The sequence below is a fragment of the Klenkia terrae genome, from assembly GCF_037083865.1.
Lineage (GTDB): Bacteria > Actinomycetota > Actinomycetes > Mycobacteriales > Geodermatophilaceae > Klenkia > Klenkia terrae.
The window spans coordinates 68,066-87,721 of the sequence record NZ_JBAPLV010000020.1; the positions used below are offsets into that span (position 1 = coordinate 68,066).

At 74.6% G+C, this 19,656-nt stretch carries 16 protein-coding genes; 12 read left to right on the forward strand and 4 right to left on the reverse strand.

The features are described 5' to 3' along the window. Positions 1-31 precede the first annotated feature (31 nt). Genes UXQ13_RS17200 through UXQ13_RS17215 form a run of 4 tightly spaced genes read left to right on the forward strand, consistent with a single transcriptional unit; the run spans position 32 to position 5,950 of the window. Complete coding sequence (locus tag UXQ13_RS17200) at positions 32-1,465, forward strand: xanthine dehydrogenase small subunit (RefSeq protein WP_336392587.1); 1,434 nt, start codon at positions 32-34, stop codon at positions 1,463-1,465. Next, positions 1,462-3,885: a xanthine dehydrogenase molybdopterin binding subunit gene (gene xdhB, locus UXQ13_RS17205; protein ID WP_336392588.1), complete on the forward strand. Its 2,424-nt coding sequence runs from the start codon at positions 1,462-1,464 to the stop codon at positions 3,883-3,885. The genes UXQ13_RS17200 and xdhB overlap by 4 nt, the downstream gene beginning before the upstream one ends. Beyond that, positions 3,885-4,685, forward strand: a complete 801-nt coding sequence (gene xdhC / locus UXQ13_RS17210; protein WP_225233303.1) for a xanthine dehydrogenase accessory protein XdhC — start codon at positions 3,885-3,887, stop codon at positions 4,683-4,685. The genes xdhB and xdhC overlap by 1 nt, the downstream gene beginning before the upstream one ends. After that, positions 4,682-5,950 (forward strand): guanine deaminase, encoded by a 1,269-nt coding sequence (locus tag UXQ13_RS17215; protein ID WP_225233304.1) that lies wholly within the window; start codon positions 4,682-4,684, stop codon positions 5,948-5,950. Before xdhC ends, UXQ13_RS17215 begins: the two co-directional genes overlap by 4 nt. Before the next feature lie 225 nt (positions 5,951-6,175). Here UXQ13_RS17215 and UXQ13_RS17220 read toward each other — a convergent pair whose 3' ends face one another. Further along, a complete protein-coding gene (locus UXQ13_RS17220; RefSeq protein ID WP_225233305.1) occupies positions 6,176-7,030 on the reverse strand; it encodes a PPK2 family polyphosphate kinase in 855 nt (284 codons plus the stop codon). Positions 7,031-7,074: 44 nt separating this feature from the next. After that, entirely contained in the window at positions 7,075-9,036 is a 1,962-nt protein-coding gene (locus UXQ13_RS17225) for a HelD family protein (RefSeq protein ID WP_336392589.1), read from the reverse strand. 78 nt (positions 9,037-9,114) lie between these two features. Here UXQ13_RS17225 and UXQ13_RS17230 point away from each other — a divergent pair, with 78 nt between their 5' ends. Next, on the forward strand, positions 9,115-9,786 hold the full coding sequence (locus UXQ13_RS17230) for a maleylpyruvate isomerase N-terminal domain-containing protein (RefSeq protein WP_263639367.1): 672 nt from the start codon (positions 9,115-9,117) through the stop codon (positions 9,784-9,786). Here UXQ13_RS17230 and UXQ13_RS17235 read toward each other — a convergent pair. Further along, complete coding sequence (locus UXQ13_RS17235; protein ID WP_225233307.1) at positions 9,783-10,229, reverse strand: Lrp/AsnC family transcriptional regulator; 447 nt, start codon at positions 10,227-10,229, stop codon at positions 9,783-9,785. The genes UXQ13_RS17230 and UXQ13_RS17235 overlap by 4 nt on opposite strands. 125 nt (positions 10,230-10,354) lie before the next feature. On the opposite strand from UXQ13_RS17235, the gene ddaH reads away from it, so the two are divergent. Together ddaH and UXQ13_RS17245 are read left to right on the forward strand one after the other, a co-directional pair. Further along, complete coding sequence (gene ddaH, locus UXQ13_RS17240) at positions 10,355-11,218, forward strand: dimethylargininase (protein WP_225233308.1); 864 nt, start codon at positions 10,355-10,357, stop codon at positions 11,216-11,218. Next, positions 11,215-12,243 (forward strand): ornithine cyclodeaminase, encoded by a 1,029-nt coding sequence (locus tag UXQ13_RS17245; protein ID WP_225233309.1) that lies wholly within the window; start codon positions 11,215-11,217, stop codon positions 12,241-12,243. The genes ddaH and UXQ13_RS17245 overlap by 4 nt, the downstream gene beginning before the upstream one ends. Here UXQ13_RS17245 and UXQ13_RS17250 read toward each other — a convergent pair. Beyond that, positions 12,231-13,082, reverse strand: coding sequence for a 3-hydroxybutyryl-CoA dehydrogenase (locus UXQ13_RS17250; RefSeq protein ID WP_263639368.1), 852 nt, complete (start codon positions 13,080-13,082; stop codon positions 12,231-12,233). The two genes, UXQ13_RS17245 and UXQ13_RS17250, sit on opposite strands and share 13 nt — an antisense overlap. Before the next feature lie 292 nt (positions 13,083-13,374). Between UXQ13_RS17250 and UXQ13_RS17255 the strand changes: the two genes are divergently transcribed. The 5 genes from UXQ13_RS17255 to UXQ13_RS17275 all read left to right on the forward strand — a co-directional run bounded on the left by UXQ13_RS17255 (position 13,375) and on the right by UXQ13_RS17275 (position 19,606). After that, positions 13,375-13,881, forward strand: a complete 507-nt coding sequence (locus UXQ13_RS17255; RefSeq protein ID WP_225233311.1) for an FBP domain-containing protein — start codon at positions 13,375-13,377, stop codon at positions 13,879-13,881. A gap of 77 nt (positions 13,882-13,958) precedes the next feature. Further along, positions 13,959-17,159 (forward strand): fused isobutyryl-CoA mutase/GTPase IcmF, encoded by a 3,201-nt coding sequence (icmF, locus tag UXQ13_RS17260; protein WP_225233312.1) that lies wholly within the window; start codon positions 13,959-13,961, stop codon positions 17,157-17,159. Further along, entirely contained in the window at positions 17,152-17,640 is a 489-nt protein-coding gene (locus UXQ13_RS17265) for a MarR family winged helix-turn-helix transcriptional regulator (protein ID WP_225233313.1), read from the forward strand. The genes icmF and UXQ13_RS17265 overlap by 8 nt, the downstream gene beginning before the upstream one ends. Next, entirely contained in the window at positions 17,637-18,413 is a 777-nt protein-coding gene (locus UXQ13_RS17270; RefSeq protein WP_225233314.1) for a helical backbone metal receptor, read from the forward strand. The genes UXQ13_RS17265 and UXQ13_RS17270 overlap by 4 nt, the downstream gene beginning before the upstream one ends. 50 nt (positions 18,414-18,463) lie before the next feature. Beyond that, positions 18,464-19,606 (forward strand): thiolase family protein, encoded by a 1,143-nt coding sequence (locus UXQ13_RS17275; RefSeq protein ID WP_336392590.1) that lies wholly within the window; start codon positions 18,464-18,466, stop codon positions 19,604-19,606. The last annotated feature ends 50 nt before the right edge of the window (positions 19,607-19,656 follow it).

The window sequence follows — 19,656 nt, forward strand, 5'->3', positions numbered from 1 at the left end:
CCACCCGCCCGTCCCGCCCAGGAGCCGCCCCGTGCCCGACCCCAGCGTCACCGTGAACGGGCAGGTCGCCCCGCTGTCCGGCGTGCCCGCCCACACCACGGCGCTCGACTGGTTGCGCGGCCGCGGACTGGTCGGCGCCAAGGAGGGCTGCGCCGAGGGTGAGTGCGGCGCCTGCTCGGTGCTCGTCGCCCGCCCGGGGACGACGACCCCCACCCGCTGGACGGCGCTGAACGCCTGCCTGGTGCCGGTGCTCGCCCTCGACGGCCAGGAGGTGGTGACCGCCGAGGGGCTGGGCACCCCGGCCGACCTGCACCCGGTGCAGCGCGAGATGGCGGTCCGCGGCGGCTCGCAGTGCGGCTACTGCACGCCGGGCTTCGTCTGCAGCATGGCCGCGGAGTTCTACCGCCCCGGACGGGGTGACGCCGCTCCGGTGGACGTCGTGGGCACCACCGAGCACCCCCACGAGCAGGGGCCGAACGGGTTCGACCTGCACGCGCTGAGCGGCAACCTGTGCCGGTGCACCGGCTACCGGCCGATCCGGGACGCCGCCTACGCCCTGGACGCCCCGGCCCACGGCGACCTGCTCGCCGCCCGGCAGGCCGCGCCCGCCCCGGCCCCCCGGGCGACCCGCACCGACGCCTTCGTCCGCCCCGCCGACCTGGCCGCCGCGCTGCAGCTGCTCGGCGAGCGGCCCGACGCGGTCGTCGTCGCCGGCTCCACCGACTGGGGCGTCGAGGTCAACCTGCGCGGGGTGCGCGCCCCGCTGGTGGTGGCCGTCGACCGGCTGGCCGAGCTGCGCGGGGTCTCGGTGACCGACGAGGTCGTCGAGATCGGCGCCGCGGTCACCCTCAGCGAGATCGCCGCCCGGCTGGACGGCGCCGTCCCGTTGCTGGACCTGCTGCTCCCCCAGTTCGCCTCGGTGCTCATCCGCAACGGCGCCACGCTGGGCGGCAACCTGGGCACCGGCTCCCCCATCGGCGACACCGCGCCGGGGCTGCTGGCCCTGGGCGCCTCGCTGGTGCTGGTCTCGTCCGACGGCGAGCGCGAGGTCGCCCTCGCCGACTACTTCACCGGCTACCGGCGCAGCGTGCGGACGGCGGGCGAGCTGATCCGCGCCGTCCGCATCCCGCAGCCGCAGCCCGGGCTGGTCGGGTTCACCAAGATCGCCAAGCGGCGGTTCGACGACATCTCCAGCGTCGCGGTCGCGTTCGGCCTCGACGTCGTGGACGGCGTCGTCGCCGCGGCGCGGATCGGGCTGGGCGGGGTCGCCGCGACGCCGATCCGGGCGCTGGCCACCGAGCAGGCCCTCGTCGGCCGCCCGTGGCCCGACGTCGCCGCGGCCGCCGACGTGCTCGGCGGCGAGGGGACCCCGCTGGACGACCACCGGGCCAGCGCCGCTTACCGCGCGGCCATGCTCCGCCAGTCGCTGCTGAAGTTCGCCGCAGAGAACGAGGTCCCGGCATGAGCGCGTTGTCCCAGCGACCCGCCGGTGCCGTCGTCGGCACCGCCGTCCCGCACGAGGCCGCCGCCCTGCACGTGACCGGGCTGGCGCTCTACACCGACGACCTGGTCGGCCGCACCAAGGACGTGCTGCACGCCTGGCCGGTCCAGGTCATGCACGCCCACGCCCGGGTCACCGCGCTGCGCACCGACCCGGCGCTCGCCGTCCCCGGGGTGGTGCGGGTGCTCACCGGCGCCGACGTCCCCGGGGTGAACGACGCCGGGGTCAAGCACGACGAGCCGCTGTTCCCCGACGAGGTCATGTTCTACGGCCACGCGGTGTGCTGGGTGCTCGGCGAGACGCTGGAGGCCGCCCGGCTGGGCGCCGAGGCCGTCGAGGTCGAGGTCGAGCCGCTGCCGGCGCTGGTCACCGTCCGCGAGGCGATCGAGGCGGAGGCGTTCCAGGGCGGGCAGCCCCGGCTCGAGCGCGGCGACGTCGAGCAGGCGCTGACCGCCTCGGCGCACGTGTTCTCCGGGGAGATCGAGTTCGCCGGCCAGGAGCACTTCTACCTGGAGACGCACTGCGCGCTGGCCCTGGTCGACGAGAACGGGCAGGTGTTCGTGCAGTCGAGCACCCAGCACCCCTCGGAGACCCAGGAGATCGTGGCCCACGTGCTGGGGCTGACCAGCAGCGAGGTCACCGTGCAGTGCCTGCGGATGGGCGGCGGCTTCGGCGGCAAGGAGATGCAGCCGCACGGGCTGGCCGCGATCGCCGCGCTCGGTGCCCGGCTGACCGGCCGCCCGGTCCGGCTGCGCCTCAACCGCAGCCAGGACATCACCATGACCGGCAAGCGGCACGGCTTCCACGCCCGCTGGCAGGTCGGCTTCGACGACGAGGGCCGGCTGACCGCGCTGGACGCCACGCTGACCTCGGACGGCGGCTGGAGCCTGGACCTGTCCGAGCCGGTGCTGGCCCGCGCGCTGTGCCACATCGACAACGCGTACTGGATCCCCGCCGTCCGGGTGAACGGCCGGATCGCCAGGACCAACAAGACGTCGCAGACCGCGTTCCGCGGCTTCGGCGGCCCGCAGGGGATGCTCGTGATCGAGGACATCCTGGGTCGCTGCGCGCCCACCCTGGGCATCGACCCGCACGAGCTGCGCCGCCGGAACTTCTACGCCGTCGGCCAGGAGACGCCCTACGGCCAGCCCGTCCGGCAGGCCGACCGCCTGCTGCGGACCTGGGACCAGGTGCTGGACACCGGCGACTTCGCGGCCCGCACCGCCGAGGTCGCGGCGTTCAACGCCGGGTCGCTCCACGTGAAACGAGCCCTGGCCATCACCCCGGTCAAGTTCGGCATCTCGTTCAACTTCACCGCGTTCAACCAGGGCGGCGCGCTGGTGCACGTCTACAAGGACGGCTCGGTGCTGATCACCCACGGCGGCACCGAGATGGGCCAGGGCCTGCACACCAAGATGCTGCAGGTAGCGGCCACCGCCCTCGGCGTCCCGCTGTCCCGCGTCCGGCTGGCCCCCACCCGGACCGACAAGGTGCCCAACACCTCGGCGACGGCGGCCAGCTCCGGGGCCGACCTCAACGGCGGCGCGGTGAAGAACGCCTGCGAGCAGATCCTCGCCCGGTTGTCCCAGGTCGCCGCCGAGCAGCTGCACGTGCCGGCCGCCGACGTCCGGTTCTCCGGCGGGGTGGTGCGCGGGCTGGCGCCCGGCGGCCCGACCGTGCCGTGGGAGGACGTCGTCCGGCTGGCCTACTTCTCCCGGGTGCAGCTGTGGGCGGCCGGCTACTACCGGACCGAGGGCCTGCACTGGGACTCCGCAGCCATGCGCGGCGAGCCGTTCAAGTACTTCGCGCACGGGGTGGCCGCCGCCGAGGTCGAGGTCGACGGGTTCACCGGGGCCTACCGGGTGCGCCGGGTGGACATCGTGCACGACGTCGGCGACTCGCTGTCCCCGCTGGTGGACATCGGCCAGGTCGAGGGCGGGTTCGTGCAGGGCGTGGGCTGGCTGACCCTGGAGGACCTGCGCTGGGAGGACCGCGAGGGCCCGAACCGCGGCCGGATCAGCACGCAGTCGGCCAGCACCTACAAGCTGCCCAGCTTCTCCGAGATGCCCGAGGACTTCCGGGTCTCGCTGCTGGAGTCCGCGCACGAGGAGGGCGCCGTCTTCGGCTCCAAGGCCGTCGGCGAGCCCCCGCTGATGCTGGCGTTCAGCGTCCGCGAGGCGCTGCGCCAGGCCGCGGCCGCGTTCGGCCCGGCCGGCACCGCCGTGGACCTGGCCTCCCCGGCCACCCCCGAGGCGGTGTTCTGGGCGGTCGAGGCGGCCCGGTCCGGCGAGGGCGCGCACCTGCGGGACGGCGGCGAGCAGCCACCGCAGCCGACCGGTCCGCCGATCCGGCCGACGTCCGAGCGCGTGCTGAGCGAGTCCTGATGCGGTGGGACCGCGCCGTGCAGGCGCTGCGCGACCGGCGGGAGCCGGGCGTGCTGGTGACCGTGGCGACCGTCCGCGGGCACTCGCCGCGCGAGGCCGGCGCCAAGATGGTGGTCACCGCCGACGCCCAGCACGGCACCGTCGGCGGCGGCAACCTGGAGGCGGTCGCGGTCGAGCGGGCGCGGGCGCTGCTGGCCGGGGGGGAATTCGCCACCCAGGTCGTCGAGGTCGCGCTGTCGGACAAGGCGCCCTACCAGCACGGCGTGCAGTGCTGCGGCGGCGAGGTCGGGCTGCTGCTGGAGCCGCTGCCCGTCGTCCCGGCGGTGGCGGTGTTCGGCATCGGGCACGTCGGGCTGGAGCTGGCCCGCATCCTGGCCCGCCACGACCTCGACCTGCACCTGGTCGACTCCCGGCCCGACCAGCTCACCCCCGAGCGGCTGGCCGTGCTGGACGACGCGCTGGCCGCGGTGCACGTGCACCAGGTCCCGGTGCTACCCGAGCTGGTGCTCGCCGAGCTGCCGGCCGGCACCCACGTGCTGGTGATGACGCACGACCACGCCGAGGACGCCGCGCTGTGCGACGCCGCGCTGCGCACCCCCGGCCTGGCCTCGATCGGGCTGATCGGCTCGGCCGGCAAGTGGGCCCGGTTCCGCCGCACGCTGCTGGCCGACGGCGCCCCGGACCCCGACCGGATCACCTGCCCGATCGGGCTGCCCGAGCTGGCCGGCAAGGAGCCGGCGGTCATCGCGGTCAGCGTCGCGGCCGCCCTGCTCGGGGCGTTCACCCGCGTGCCCTCGTGACCCTCTACCGCGGCTCGTTCCTGGACACCCCGGTCGCCGGGGAGCTGCGCACCGAGCTCGACGGCGGGCTGCTGGTCCGCGACGGGGTCGTCGTCGCCCGCGGGGTGGTGCACGCGCCCGCCGGCGAGGAGGTCGTCGACCTGACCGGTGGCCTGGTGCTGCCCGGGTTCGTCGACACCCACGTGCACTACCCGCAGGTCCGGGCGATCGGCGGGCTGGGCATGCCGCTGCTGGACTGGCTGGAGCGGTGCGCGCTGCCCGAGGAGTGCCGGCTGGCCGACGTCGGCTACGCCCGCACGGTGGCCGCCGAGTTCGTCGACGGCCTGGCCCGCGCCGGGACGACGTCCGCGCTGGTGTTCGGCTCGCACTTCGCCCCGGCGGTGGACGCGCTGTTCACCGAGGCCGACCGGGTCGGGCTGCGGGTGACGTCCGGGCTGGTGGTGAGCGACCGCCTGCTGCCCGAGGCGCTGCTGACCACGCCGGAGCGGGCCCTGGCGGAGGGGCGCGCGCTGGCGGAGCGGTGGCACGGCGTGCGGCGCTCGCGGTACGCGGTGACCCCGCGGTTCTCGCTGTCGTGCAGCCCGGAGCTGCTGGAGTCCTGCGCCGACCTGCTGGGCGAGGTGGACGGCGCGCTGGTCACCTCGCACGTCAACGAGAACCTGGCCGAGGTGGCCGCGGTCGCCGAGCTGTTCGGCGGGTCCTACGTGGACACCTATGACAAGCCCGGGCTGTTGGGACCGCGGTCGGTGCTCGCGCACGACGTGCACCCCACCGACGGCGAGCTCGACCTGCTGGGCCTGCGCGGGACGGCGGTGGCGCACTGCCCGACGTCCAACGCCGCGCTGGGCAGCGGGCTGTTCCCGCTGCGCCGGCACCGGGCGGCCGGGGTGCGGGTGGCGCTGGGCTCCGACGTGGGCGCCGGCACCGGGTTCTCCCTGCTCAAGGAGGGGTTGCAGGGCTACTTCGGCCAGCAGCTGCTGGGCGCGGCCGGGGAGCCGCTGACCCCGGCGGACCTGCTGCACCTGGCCACCGCCGCCGGCGCCGACGCCCTGGGGCTGGACGACGTCGGCGACCTGTCGGTGGGCAAGCGCTTCGACGCCGTCTGGCTGCGCCCGGATGCCGGGAGCACCCTGGACGTCGTCCTGAGGTCGGCGGCCGGGCCCGACGACGCCCTCGCCAAGGCCTTCGCCCTGGGCGGCCCGGCCGACATCGCCGGCGTCTGGGTCGACGGCGACCGCATCCGCGGGGTGTCCGCGAATCCCTGAGGGTGTCCGTCCATCACGACGGACGAGGACCCACAGGAATGCGCGGACACCCCGACCGGACCCGGCCGTGGACTTGGATCGACCCGCGACCCAGTCGGCGTGGCGATCCTGGACCAGCGAGGTCGCCGCGGGTTGCCAGAAGGGCATCCGGCGGTCAACGGGGGGGGGGGGGGGGCGGCGTGGCGCGACCCGATGACGGTGGGGTGACCCTCTGCGCAGGGTGGGTCAGTCGGCTTCGTCGATGAGGCGGTCGCGCTGCTCGGCGACGTCGTACTCGGCGGCCGGGAAGCGCGGGGCCAGGTCGCCCACGGCCTCCAGCAGCAGCCGGCCGACCGCCCAGTTGCGGTACCACTTGCGGTCGCCGGGGACGACGTACCAGGGGTTGGCCTCGGTGCTGGTGCGCTCGATGGCGATCTCGTAGGCGCGCTGGTAGTCCGTCCACAGCGCGCGCTCGTCGATGTCGCCGGGGTTGAACTTCCAGCGCTTGGTGGAGTCGTCCAGCCGGGCGAGCAGCCGCTGCTTCTGCTCCCACCGGGAGATGTGCAGCATGCACTTCACGATCGTCACGCCGGCCTCGGCCAGCTGGTCCTCGAACCGGGCGATCTCCTTGTACCGGCGCTCGATCACCGCCGGGCTGGCCAGCTCGCGGACCCGGCCGATCAGTACGTCCTCGTAGTGCGAGCGGTCGAAGACGCCGAGCAGCCCGGGTGCGGGCACCGCCCGGCGGACCCGCCAGAGGAACCCGTGCCGCAGCTCCTCGGCCGACGGCTTCTTGAAGCTGGTGATCAGCACGCCCTGCGGGTTGACCGCCCCGGCGACGTGCTTGATCACCCCGCCCTTGCCGCTGGTGTCCATGCCCTGCAGCACCAGCAGCACGCGCCGGTCGCCGCCGGAGACGCCCTCGGCGTAGAGCCGCTCCTGCAGCAGCGAGAGCTCCGCGCCGTCGGCGGCCATCTGGTCGCGGGTGGCGTCCTTGTCCCCGGGGGCGTGCGGCGTGCCGCGCGGGTCGAGGTCGGCCAGCGACACCGGGCCGGACGGCGCGCGGAGCACCTCGCGCAGGGAGGTCGTCGTCTTGGCCATGATCAGCACCCTAGTTCCGGTCGCGTGCCGCGGCCCGGGCGCCGTCAGCCGACCAGCAGCTCCGGCAGGTCCTCGCGGTGCAGCACGACCAGGCTGCTGACGGCCCGGGTGAGCGCCACGTAGAGCCGGTGCAGCCCACGGGGCTCGGCGGCCACGATCGCCGCGGGCTCCACCACCACGACGGCGTCGAACTCCAGGCCCTTCACCAGCGTCGCCGGGACGACGACCACCCGCGCGGGCTCGCTGCCGTCGTCGACCAGCGCCTCGACCTGCAGCCCCTCCGCCCGCAGCGCGGTGACCAGCTCGTCGACCCCGGCGTCCGCGCAGACGATCCCGACCGACCCCTGCGCGACCTGCGCGACCACCTCGGCCACCGGGCCGGCCAGCGAGGACACTGACCGCAGCTGCAGCGACCCCGGCTCCGAGCGGACGGCGGTGGCCGGCGCCAGCCCGGGCACGAGCGTCGGCAGCAGCCGGTTGGCGAACTCGAGCACCTCGGCCGGCACCCGGTAGCCCCGGGTCAGCGGCCGGACGACGGTGTCCGGGCGGCCCAGCGCGGCCAGCGTCTGCGTCCAGTCGGCCACCGACCAGGGGCTGGTCGCCTGCGCCAGGTCGCCGAGCACGGTCAGCGACCCCGCGGCCAGCCGGCGGGCCACCGCGCGGCACTGCATCGGCGAGAGGTCCTGCGCCTCGTCGACCACCACGTGCCCGTAGCCCGGCGTCCGCTCCAGCAGGCCGGCCACCTCGTCGACCAGCACGGCGTCGGCCGCCGTCCAGCGGGTGGACCGCACCGACCGGGCGGGTGCGCGCCGCAGCAGCTCCTGCTCCTCGTCGGTCAGCACGCCCCGGGCGGCGCGGGTGGGGTCGGCGAGCACCGCGGCGACCAGCCCCGCGGCGTCCACGGCCGGCCAGTGCTCGTCGCAGAACGCGCGCACCTCGGCCGACCGGGCGCAGCGGCGGGTCTCGGCGTCGGTCGGGCTGCCGCCGGCCTCCTCCTTCTGCCGGCGGGCGTCCTCGGCCAGCGACAGGCCCAGCCGCTCGCGGCCGGCGCCGTAGGAGATGTCGGCCCGGCGCAGGTCGTCGACGTAGCGCCGCAGCCGCTCGACGGGGATGCGGTAGCGCCGGCCGGACAGCGGCACCTGCACCGAGTCCTGCGGCTTGGCCACCCCGCGCCAGACCGCCCGGTGCAGCACCTCGGCCAGCCGGGCGTCGCCCTTGAGCACGGCCACGTCGTCCGGGTCCTGCGCGCGCACGGGCACCCGGCCGGTCAGGTCGGCGACGGTGGCCTGGTCGACCTCCACCTCGCCGAGGGCGGGCAGCACCTGCTCGATGTAGCGCAGGAACGCCCGGTTGGGGCCGACGACGAGCACGCCGGTGCGGGCCAGCTGCTCGCCGTGCGTGTACAGCAGGTAGGCCGCGCGGTGCAGGCCGACGGCGGTCTTGCCGGTGCCCGGTGCCCCCTGCACGCAGATCGACTCCGCCAGCGGGGCGCGCACGATGTCGTCCTGGTCGGGCTGGATGGTGGCCACGATGTCGCGCATCGGGCCCGACCGCGGCCGCTCGATCTCCTCCCGCAGCAGCTGCGACTCGCCGTCGTCCCCGGTCAGGGACTCGTCCTCGTAGGAGGTCAACCGGCCGTCGGCGAAGCCGAACCGGCGGCGCCGGGTCAACCCCTGCGGGTCGGCCGCGCTGGCCTGGTAGAACGGCCGGCTCATCGGCGCCCGCCAGTCGATGACCACCGGGTCGCCGGCGGCGTCGCGGACGTGCCGGCGGCCGACGTGGAAGGCCTCGTCCGGGGTGTCGGTGCGGCCGAAGAACGGCGGCGCCCCGCGGTCGGCGGCCAGGCTGCGCAGCCGCTCCGCCCGGGCGGCACCCAACCGCTCGGACGCCCAGGCGTCCACCCCGGCGTCGGCGGTGGCCGCGGTGGCGGTGTGCATCTGCTGCAGACAGGCGGCAGCCAGGTCGAGGTGCGCGCGCTCGGCGGTCAGGACGGCGTCTTCGGGCACGGTCGGAGGACGCTACGCCCGACCGGCCGGTGAGCTCAACGGGTTCCGGTGGCGGCCCGGGATCCCTAGGGTCGGGCCGTGCCGCTGACCTTCGCCGGGACCGTCGACCGGACCGCCCTGCACCGCGCCGCGCTCGCCCTCGCCCCGCTCGTCGGCGCGCCCGAGGTCGCCGCCGCCTGGGACCGCGAGTCCGCGCTGCCCGGGATGACGGTGGGCGGGGTGGCCCGGCACCTGGTCGGCCAGTTCGAGGCCGCCGTGGAGTTCCTGGGCATCCTCCCGCCCCCGTCGCACGCCCCGGTGGTGACCCTCGTGGAGCTGTACCGCCGCACCGACTGGTTCACCGCCCCGGTCGACGCCCCGGAGAACACCTCGATCCGCGACGACTTCGACGCCATGGCCGCCGGCGGGCAGGCGGACTCCGTCGCCGTGCTCGCGCGCAGCACGGCCTGGCTCCCCGACGCGGTGGCCGCAGCCGGGCCGACGACCTACGTGCCCTGGCAGGACTGCTCGGTGTCCACCGACGACTTCCTGGTGGTGCGGGCGATGGAGGTCCTGGTGCACGCCGACGACCTCGCCGCCAGCGTGCAGCTCCCGCTGCCGGACCTGGACGACGAGCTGACCCACCCCGCGCTGGCGCTGCTGGCGGTGCTGTCCGCCCGGCAGCACGGCACGCCGACCGCGCTGCGGGCACTGGCCCGGGCCGAGCGGGCCACCGGCCCGGCGGCGGCGTTCGGGCCGGTCGCGGGCTAGTCCGGGCTGCGCTGGAACAACCGGGCCAGCACGATGTCGGTCCGGGTGCCGGTCACCCCGCGCAGCGCACGCACCCGCTGGATCGTGGCGTCCAGGTGCCCGATGTCGCGGGCCAGGACGTGCAGCACCGCGTCGGCCACCCCGGACACCGTCCAGGCGCTGACCACCTCGGCGATGTCGGAGAAGTCGGCGCGCAGCCGCGCCGGGGACACCACGCCGGAGTACTGCACCTCCACGTAGGCCTCCGTCGACCAGCCCAGCGCACCCGGGTCGACGATCGCGGCGAACCCGCTGATCGCCCCGGACCCGACCAGCCGGTCCACCCGGCGCTTGGCGGCCGGTGCGGACAGCCCCACCGCCTCCCCGACCTCGGCGAACGTCGCCCGCCCGTCCCGGCGCAGGTGGTTCACGATGCCCCGGTCGATGTCGTCGAAGGTCTCCACCGGCGAATCGTTGCACCAGGTGCCTCGCACAAGCAACGGATCGCTGCCGACACGCAATCCGCGGGCATCGCCTGCGCGCACCGCAGGCCGGACCATGGACATCACCCGAGCCGAGGAGCACCTGCGTGTCCGCGCCCACCGCCCTGCCCGCCCCGTCCGCCGTCCGCACGGCGCGCACGCGGCACTACGTCGTCTGCCCGCCGACGTACTTCGACGTCGTCTACGCGATCAACGCCTGGATGGACCCGAGCACCCCGGTGGACACCGACCGCGCGCTGCAGCAGTGGGCCGACCTGGTGGAGCTGTACCGCTCGCTGGGCCACCGGGTGGACGTGCTGCCCGCCGTCCCCGGCCTGCCGGACATGGTGTTCGCCGCCAACGGCGCCCTCGTCGTGGACGGCGTGGCCTACGGCTCCCGGTTCGCCCACCCGCAGCGCGCCGCCGAGGCCGCGCACCACCGCGACCTGCTCGCCGAGCTGGGCATCCCGGTGCACGTCGCCGAGCAGGTCTCCGAGGGCGAGGGCGACCTCGTCGTCGTCGGGGACGTCGTGCTGGCCGGCACCGGCTTCCGGACGACGCGCGCCGCGCACGCCGAGCTGGCCGCCCTGATCGGCCGCCCGGTCGTGACCCTGGAGCTGGTGGACCCGCGGTTCTACCACCTGGACACCTGCCTGATGGCCCTGGACGACACCACGGTGGCCTGGTTCCCCGGCGCTTTCTCGGCGGCCGGCCAGGACGTCGTCCGCACGCTGTTCCCCGACGCCGTGGAGGCCGACCTGGCCGACGCGCTGGTGCTCGGCCTCAACGGGGTCAGCGACGGCCGGCACGTCGTGCTGCCCGTGGCGGCGACCGGGCTGGCCGCCCAGCTCGCCGCGCGGGGCTACGAGCCGGTCGGGGTGGACCTGTCCGAGCTGGCCAAGGGCGGGGGCGGCGTCAAGTGCTGCACCGCCGAGATGCGTGTCCGCACCGATGTGGAGGAGCTGTCGTGACGACGTTCGTGGGGGTGGCCGACACGGCCGCCGTGCTGGGTGCGACCGGGGTGGAGCGGGCCATCGGCCAGGTCGCCGAGCGGGTGCACGCCGACTTCCTGCGCTGGGAGCAGTTCGACAAGACCCCGCGGGTGGCCAGCCACTCCCCCGTCGGCGTCATCGAGCTGATGCCGGCCGCCGACCGGGAGACCTACGCCTTCAAGTACGTCAACGGGCACCCGACCAACCCCGAGCGCGGCTTCCAGACCGTGACCGCGTTCGGCGCGCTGGCCGACGTGGACACCGGCTACCCGCTGCTGCTGGCCGAGATGACGCTGCTGACCGCGATCCGGACGGCGGCCACCTCGGCCGTCGCCGCCCGCGCGCTGGCCCGACCCGATGCCACCCGCCTCGCGCTGGTCGGTGCCGGCAGCCAGGCCGAGTTCCAGGCGCTGGGCATGCGCTGGGCACTGGGCATCACCGAGCTGAGCGTCTACGACCCCGACCCGGCGGCCACCGCCAAGCTGGTCGCCAACCTGGAGCCGCTGGGCTTCACCGTGCACGTGGCCGGCAGCTCCCGCGAGGCGGTGACCGGCGCGGACGTCGTCACCACCTGCACCGCGGACAAGAGCCGGGCCACCGTGCTGGACGCCGACGCGGTCGCCCCCGGCACGCACCTCAACGCCATCGGCGGCGACTGCCCCGGCAAGACCGAGCTGCCCCGCCCCCTCGTCGAGGCCGCCACCGTGTTCGTGGAGTACCCGCCGCAGACCCGGGTGGAGGGCGAGATCCAGGTGCTGCCGGCCGACTCCCCGGTCACCGAGCTGTGGCAGGTGCTGGCCGGTACCCGCCCCGGCCGGACGTCGGCCGAGCAGGTCACGCTGTTCGACTCCGTCGGCTTCGCCGTCGAGGACTTCAGCGTGCTGTGCTGGCTGCGCGACGCCGTCCGGGGCACCCCGTGGGGCCAGGAGCTCGACCTGGTCGCCGACCCGGCCGACCCCAAGGACCTCTTCGCCCTGCTGCAGCGGACCCCTCAGCGCGTGTAGGGGAAGAACCCGCGGCCGGTCTTGCGACCCAGCAGTCCGGCGTCGACCATCCGCAGCAGCAGCGGCGGCGGGGCGTACAGAGGCTCCTTGAACTCGGCGTACATCGACTGGGCCACCGCGGCGGTGGTGTCCAGGCCGATGAGGTCGGCGAGCGCGAGGGGCCCCTGCGGGTGGGCGCAGCCCTGCACCATGCCGGCGTCGATGTCCTCGGCGGAGGCGAACCCGGACTCCATCATCCGGATCGCGGACAGCACGTAGGGGATCAGCAGGGCGTTGACGATGAACCCGGCCCGGTCCTTGGACCGGATCGTGGTCTTGCCCAGCTGGTCCTCGGCGAACGTGGTCACGGTCGCCAGGGTCTCGTCGCTGGTCAGCAGGCTGGCCACGATCTCCACCAGCGGCAGCACCGGTGCCGGGTTGAAGAAGTGCACGCCGACGACCTTGTCCGGCCGCTTGGTGACGCTGGCCATCTTCACCAGCGGGATGGAGGACGTGTTCGAGGCCAGCAGCGCGTCCGGCGGCAGGATGTCGTCCAGCTTCCGGAACAGGTCCAGCTTCAGCGACTCGACCTCCGGCGCGGCCTCGATGACCAGCTCGGACTGCGCGGTGGCCTCCAGCTCGGTGGCGACGTCGACCCGGGCGAACGCGGCGTCCGCGTCCTCCTGGCTGAGCCGGCCCGAGGTCGCGGCGCGCTGCAGCGACTTCTCCAGCCGGGCGCGGAAGCGCTCGACGCCGGCCGGGTCGGCCTCGACCACGACGACGTCGCACCCCGCCCGGGCGCTGACCTCGGCGATGCCGGCCCCCATCGTCCCGCCACCGATGACCGCGATCCGCTGCACTGTGCCTCCTGCTCGACGTGTGCCGCCCACGGTGCCACGCCCCGCGAACCTGCGTGCACCGGACCTGGTGGCGTCGTAGGGTGCTGAACGGCCGTCCACGGTGGACGGCGACGTGCGTGCGGGCGGGTCCCGCGGGGAGCGAGGTGGCCGCGATGGCCTGCACGACCTCGAGCCGGACCCGCGTCCGGCGCCGCTGACCGCACCACCGACGACTCCCGCGGGAGCCGGTGCGGCAGCGTGCCCGGGGCGGGCTCAGCGACCACCCACCCCTCCTCCCGCACCGGAGTCAGCTGTGCACCCCCTCACCGAGAAGCAGATCCGCGCGTCCTTCGTCAACGCCTCCCGCCGCGAGGCGGCCACGGCCACGCTGCCCGACCTGGACGCCGTCCCGTGGGCCGACCTGGACCTGCTGGGCTGGTCGGACCGCAAGGCCCCCCTGCTCGCCTACGTCGTCCTCGAGCTGGACGGCGTCCCCACCGGCGTCCGGTTCCGCACCCCGACCGCCGAGCGCGGCCGGACCCGCCGCGGCGCGATGTGCACCTGGTGCCAGGACGTCCGCACCACCGAGGCCGTGCTCGTCGCGGCCCGCCGGGGCGGGGCGTCGGGCAAGGCCGGCAACACCGTCGGCACGCTGGTCTGCGAGCAGTTCGACTGCTCCGCGCACGTCCGGTGGACACCCCCGCGCCGCGACCCCGACCCGGCGACGGTGGCCGCCGACCTGATCGGCGTGGCCGAGCGGGTCGCCGGGCTGCGGGAGCGGTCGGCGGCGTTCGTCCGCCTGGTGGCCGCCACCGCCTGAGGCGTTGCGTGGACGTCCAAGCATCCGGCGCGTAGGTTGCTTGGACGTCCACGTATCCAGCGCCGGAGGACCCCCTCGTGACCGATCTGCACGTGCCCCAGAACCCCGTCCGGTTCGTCACCGCCGCGAGCCTGTTCGACGGGCACGACGCCGCGATCAACGTCATGCGCCGGCTGCTGCAGAGCCAGGGCGCCGAGGTCGTCCACCTCGGCCACGACCGCAGCGTGGCCACCGTCGTCCGGGCGGCGCTGGAGGAGGACGCGCAGGGCATCGCGCTGAGCTCCTACCAGGGCGGGCACGTGGAGTACTTCAGCTACCTGCGCGAGGAGCTGGAGCGGCAGGGCGCGGGCCACGTGCAGGTCTTCGGCGGGGGCGGCGGCGTGATCGTGCCCGAGGAGATCGCCCTGCTGCGCTCGCGCGGCGTGCGGATCTTCGCCCCGGAGGACGGCCAGAAGCTGGGCCTGCCCGGGATGATCAACACCCTGATCGAGGCCTGCGACGTCGACCTGGCCGCCGAGGGCCCCGACGTCGAGGCGCTGCTCACCGGCGACCCGGCTGCCCTCGCCCGGGCGATCACCGTGCTGGAGGCCGGCCGCTCCCCGGAGCTCGCGCAGCGGCTGGCCACCGAGGCCGCGCAGCGGCACGTCCCGGTGCTGGGCATCACCGGCACCGGCGGGTCGGGCAAGTCCTCGCTCACCGACGAGCTGCTCCGCCGGCTCCGGCTGGACCAGGAGGACAAGCTGCGGATCGCCGTCCTCGCCGTCGACCCCTCCCGCCGGCGCGGCGGCGGCGCGCTGCTGGGTGACCGGATCCGGATGAACGCGCTGGAGACCGGCGACCGGGGCTCGACGTTCTTCCGCTCGCTGGCCACCCGGACCGCCGGGGCACAGGTGCCCGAGCACCTGGACCACGTGATCGACGCGGTGAAGGCGGCCGGCTACGACCTGGTCGTCGTGGAGACCCCGGGCATCGGCCAGGGCGACGCGGCGATCCTGCCCTACAGCGACGTCAGCCTGTACGTGATGACGCCGGAGTTCGGCGCCGCCTCGCAGCTGGAGAAGATCGACATGCTCGACTTCGCCGACGTCGTGGCGATCAACAAGTTCGAGCGCCGCGGCGCCGAGGACGCCCGCCGCGACGTCGCCCGGCAGATGGTCCGCAACCGGGAGGCCTTCGGCCAGAGCTGGGAGACCATGCCGGTCTTCGGCACCAGCGCCGCCCGGTTCAACGACGACGGCGTCACCGCGCTGTTCCAGGAGCTGAAGACGCTGCTGGGCGGCAAGGGCCTGCCGCTGGGCTCCGGCGTGCTGCCGCAGGTCGACGTCCGGGCGTCGTCCGGGCTGACCAGCGTCGTCCCGACCGCGCGGGCGCGGTACCTGGCCGACGTCGCGGACACCGTGCGCGGCTACCACCGGACGACGGCCGAGCAGGCCGCCCTCGCCCGGGACCGGCAGCACCTCGGCACCGCCGCCGCGCTGCTGGACGGCGACGCCGCGGACGCCGCCCGGGCGAAGGCAGAGTCGATCGACCTGCTGCCGGCGGTCGGTCACCTGCTCGAGGAGTGGCCGCAGCTGGTCGAGGACTACTCCGGCGAGGAGTACACCTACACCGTCCGCGGCAAGGAGATCGCCGTCCCGCTGACCCGGGAGACGCTGTCGGGCAACCACGTGCGCCGGGTCTCGCTGCCGCGCACCGAGGACCACGGCCAGCTCGTCGGCTGGCTGCGCTCGGAGAACGTGCCCGGCCGCTTCCCGTACACCGCGGGCACCTTCCCGTTCAAGCGGCAGGGCGAGGCCCCGGCCCGCATGTTCGCCGGCGAGGGCGACGCGTTCCGGACCAACCGGCGCTTCCAGCTGCTGAGCGAGGGACAGCCGGCGACCCGGCTGTCGACCGCGTTCGACTCGGTGACCCTCTACGGCCGCGACCCCGACCCGCGCCCGGACGTCTACGGCAAGGTCGGCACCTCCGGTGTCTCGATCGCCACCGTCGACGACATGAAGGTCCTGTACGGCGGCTTCGACCTCTGCTCGCCGACCACGTCGGTGTCGATGACGATCAACGGCCCGGCGCCGGCGATCCTGGCGATGTTCCTCAACACCGCGATCGACCAGCGGCTGGCCGAGCACCCCGACGAGGACCCCGACGACGTGCGCGCCTGGGTGCTGGCCAACGTCCGCGGCACGGTGCAGGCCGACATCCTCAAGGAGGACCAGGGCCAGAACACCTGCATCTTCTCCACGGAGTTCGCGCTGCGCTGCATGGCCGACATCCAGGAGTGGTTCATCGACCACCAGGTGCGGAACTTCTACTCGGTCTCGATCTCCGGCTACCACATCGCCGAGGCCGGGGCGAACCCCATCAGCCAGCTCGCGTTCACGCTGTCCAACGGGTTCACCTACGTCGAGGCCTACCTGGCCCGCGGCATGTCGATCGACGACTTCGCGCCCAACCTGAGCTTCTTCTTCTCCAACGGGATGGACGCCGAGTACACCGTCATCGGCCGGGTGGCCCGCCGGATCTGGGCCGTCGCGATGAAGGAGCGGTACGGCGCGAACGCCCGGGCCCAGCAGCTGAAGTACCACGTTCAGACGTCGGGCCGGTCCCTGCACGCGCAGGAGATGGACTTCAACGACATCCGGACGTCGCTGCAGGCGCTGTGCGCGATCTACGACAACGCCAACTCGCTGCACACCAACGCCTACGACGAGGCCGTCACCACGCCCTCGGCGCACTCGGTCCGCCGGGCGCTGGCCATCCAGATGATCATCGACCAGGAGTGGGGCCTGGCGATGAACGAGAACCCGCTGCAGGGCTCGTTCGTCGTCGACGAGCTCACCGACCTGGTCGAGGAGGCCGTGCTGGCCGAGTTCGACCGGATCGCCGAGCGCGGCGGCGTGCTGGGCGCCATGGAGACCGGCTACCAGCGCGGCAAGATCCAGGACGAGTCGATGCTCTACGAGCACCGCAAGCACGACGGCTCGCTGCCCATCGTCGGGGTGAACACCTTCCTGGACCCGCACGCCGGGGAGGAGGCGCCGGCCACCGTCGAGCTCGCCCGCGGCACGGAGTCGGAGAAGCAGTCCCAGCTGGACCGCCTGGCCGACTTCCACGCCCGGCACGCCGCCGAGGCCCCGGCCGCCCTCGCCGCGCTGCAGGAGGCCGCCCTGCACGGCGGCAACGTCTTCGAGGCGCTGATGACCGCGGTCCGCAGCTGCTCGCTCGGCCAGATCAGCGACGCGTTCTTCGAGGTCGGCGGCCAGTACCGGCGCAATGTCTGATCCGATCGAGGAGGCGGGCCGGCAGTGGCGGGAGCGGGGGTGGGGCGACGCCGCGGACGGGATGCTCGCGGTCACCTCGATCATGCGGGCGCAGGCGATCGTCCTGGCCCGGGTGGACGCCGTCCTGCGCCCGCTCGGGCTGACCTTCGCCCGCTACGAGCTGCTGCAGCTGCTGTCGTTCACCCGTGAGGGGTCGCTGCCGATGACCAGGGCCGGTGCGCTGCTGCAGGTGCACCCGGCGTCGGTCACCAACGCGGTGCAGCGGCTGGAGGTGGCCGAGCTGGTCACCCGGCGTCCCTCGCCGTCCGACGGTCGGGTGGTGGTCGTCTCGATCACCGACGAGGGACGGCGGGTGGCGGCCAAGGCCACCGACTCCCTCAACAGCGAGGTGTTCACCCGCCCCGGCCTGCCCGCGGACCGGGTGCGCGACCTGGTCGACGTCCTCCGCGAGCTCCGCGCCGACGCCGGCGACCTGGGGTGATCGACGACCTCGGCACCCCGGTGCCGCTCCCCCGGCCGCCGCGGCGGGTCGTCTCGCTGGTGCCGTCGCTGACCGAGGCGCTGGCAGTCACCGTGCCCGAGCGGCTGGTCGGGGCCACCGACTGGTGCACCCACCCCGCCGGGCTCGACATCGCCCGGGTACGCGGCACCAAGAACCCCGACCGGGCGGCGATCGCGGCCCTGACCCCGGACCTGGTGGTGGCCAACCAGGAGGAGAACCGGCAGCTCGACGTGGAGCGGTTGCGGGCGGCCGGCATCCCGGTGTGGGTGACCCGGATCGAGACCCTGGAGCAGGCACTCACCTCGATGGGCCGGCTGTTCGACGAGGTGCTCGACGTCGGGACGCCGGACTGGCTGGCCGCCGCCACGCAGGCCTGGGCCGAGCCGGCGCCCCCGGGACCCCGGGTCGCCGTCCCGGTCTGGCGGGACCCGTGGATGTGGGTCGGTGCGCGCACCTTCACCGGTGACCTGCTGGCCCGGCTGGGGTGCACCAACGCGGTCACCGCCGAGCGCTACCCGAAGCTCGAGCCGGCCGACGTCGACGCCGACCTCGTCCTGCTGCCCGACGAGCCCTACGTCTTCACCGCCGGCGACGGGCCCGAGGCCTTCCCCGGCACCCCGACCGCGCTGGTCAGCGGGCGTCAGCTCACCTGGTACGGACCGTCCCTGGCCACCGCCCGCACGGAGCTGCTCGCCGCCGTCGCCCCGTGGACCTCCCCACGGACCGGCCGACCGGGCTACAGTCAGCTCTGACCGTTCGAGCGCCGGCAGCGGAGCCGGTGCCCCGTGAGAGGAGTCGCCCGATGCGCGACGCAGTCATCGTCGAAGCCGTGCGCACGCCCGTGGGCAAGCGCAACGGCGGCCTGTCCGGCGTCCACCCGGCCGACCTGTCGGCCCACGTGCTGGCCTCCCTCGCCGCGCGTTCCGGCCTCGACCCCGTGCTGGTCGACGACGTCGTCTGGGGCTGCGTCTCGCAGTCGGGCGAGCAGACCTTCGACATCGCCCGCACCGCCGTGCTCGCCGCGGGCTGGCCGGAGTCGGTGCCCGGCACCACGGTCGACCGGCAGTGCGGGTCCTCCCAGCAGGCCGTGCACTTCGCCGCCGCCGGGCTGGTCGCCGGCCACTACGACGTCGTCGTGGCCGGCGGCATCGAGTCGATGTCCCGGGTGCCGATGGGCTCCTCGCGCGGCGACCAGGACCCGATGGGCCCGCAGTTCATGGCCCGCTACGGCGGCGTCAGCCCCAACCAGGGCATCGGCGCGGAGATGATCGCCTCCCGCTGGGGGCTGTCCCGCACCCAGCTCGACGAGTTCGCCCTCCGCTCCCACGAGCGGGCCGCAACCGCGCAGGACGAGGGCCGCTTCGACGCCCAGATCGCGCCGGTGGACGCCCCCGAGGGCAAGGTCTCCCGGGACGAGGGCATCCGCCGCGGCGGCAGCGTCGAGGCGCTGGCCGGGCTGAAGACCCCGTTCCAGGCCGACGGCGTGGTCTCCGCCGGCAACGCCAGCCAGATCTCCGACGGCTCGGCCGCGCTGCTCATGATGACCAGCGAGAAGGCCGCCGAGCTGGGCATGACCCCGATCGTGCGGGTGCACAGCGTGGCGCTGGCCGCCGACGACCCGGTCATCATGCTCACCGCGCCGATCCCGGCGACCAAGAAGGTGCTGCAGCGCTCGGGCCTGCGCCTGGACGAGATCGGCGTCTTCGAGGTCAACGAGGCCTTCGCCTCGGTGCCGCTGGCCTGGCTGGCCGACATCGGAGCCGACGAGAAGGTGCTCAACCCGGTCGGCGGCGCGATCGCCCTGGGTCACCCGCTCGGCGCCTCGGGCGCCCGGATCATGACCACGATGGTCCACCACATGCGCGACAACGGGATCCGCTACGGCCTGCAGACGATGTGCGAGGGCGGCGGCCAGGCCAACGCCACCATCCTCGAGCTGCTCTGACCCTCGGCGGGACCTAGTCCCCAGGGCCGTGCGGGTCCACCACGTGGACC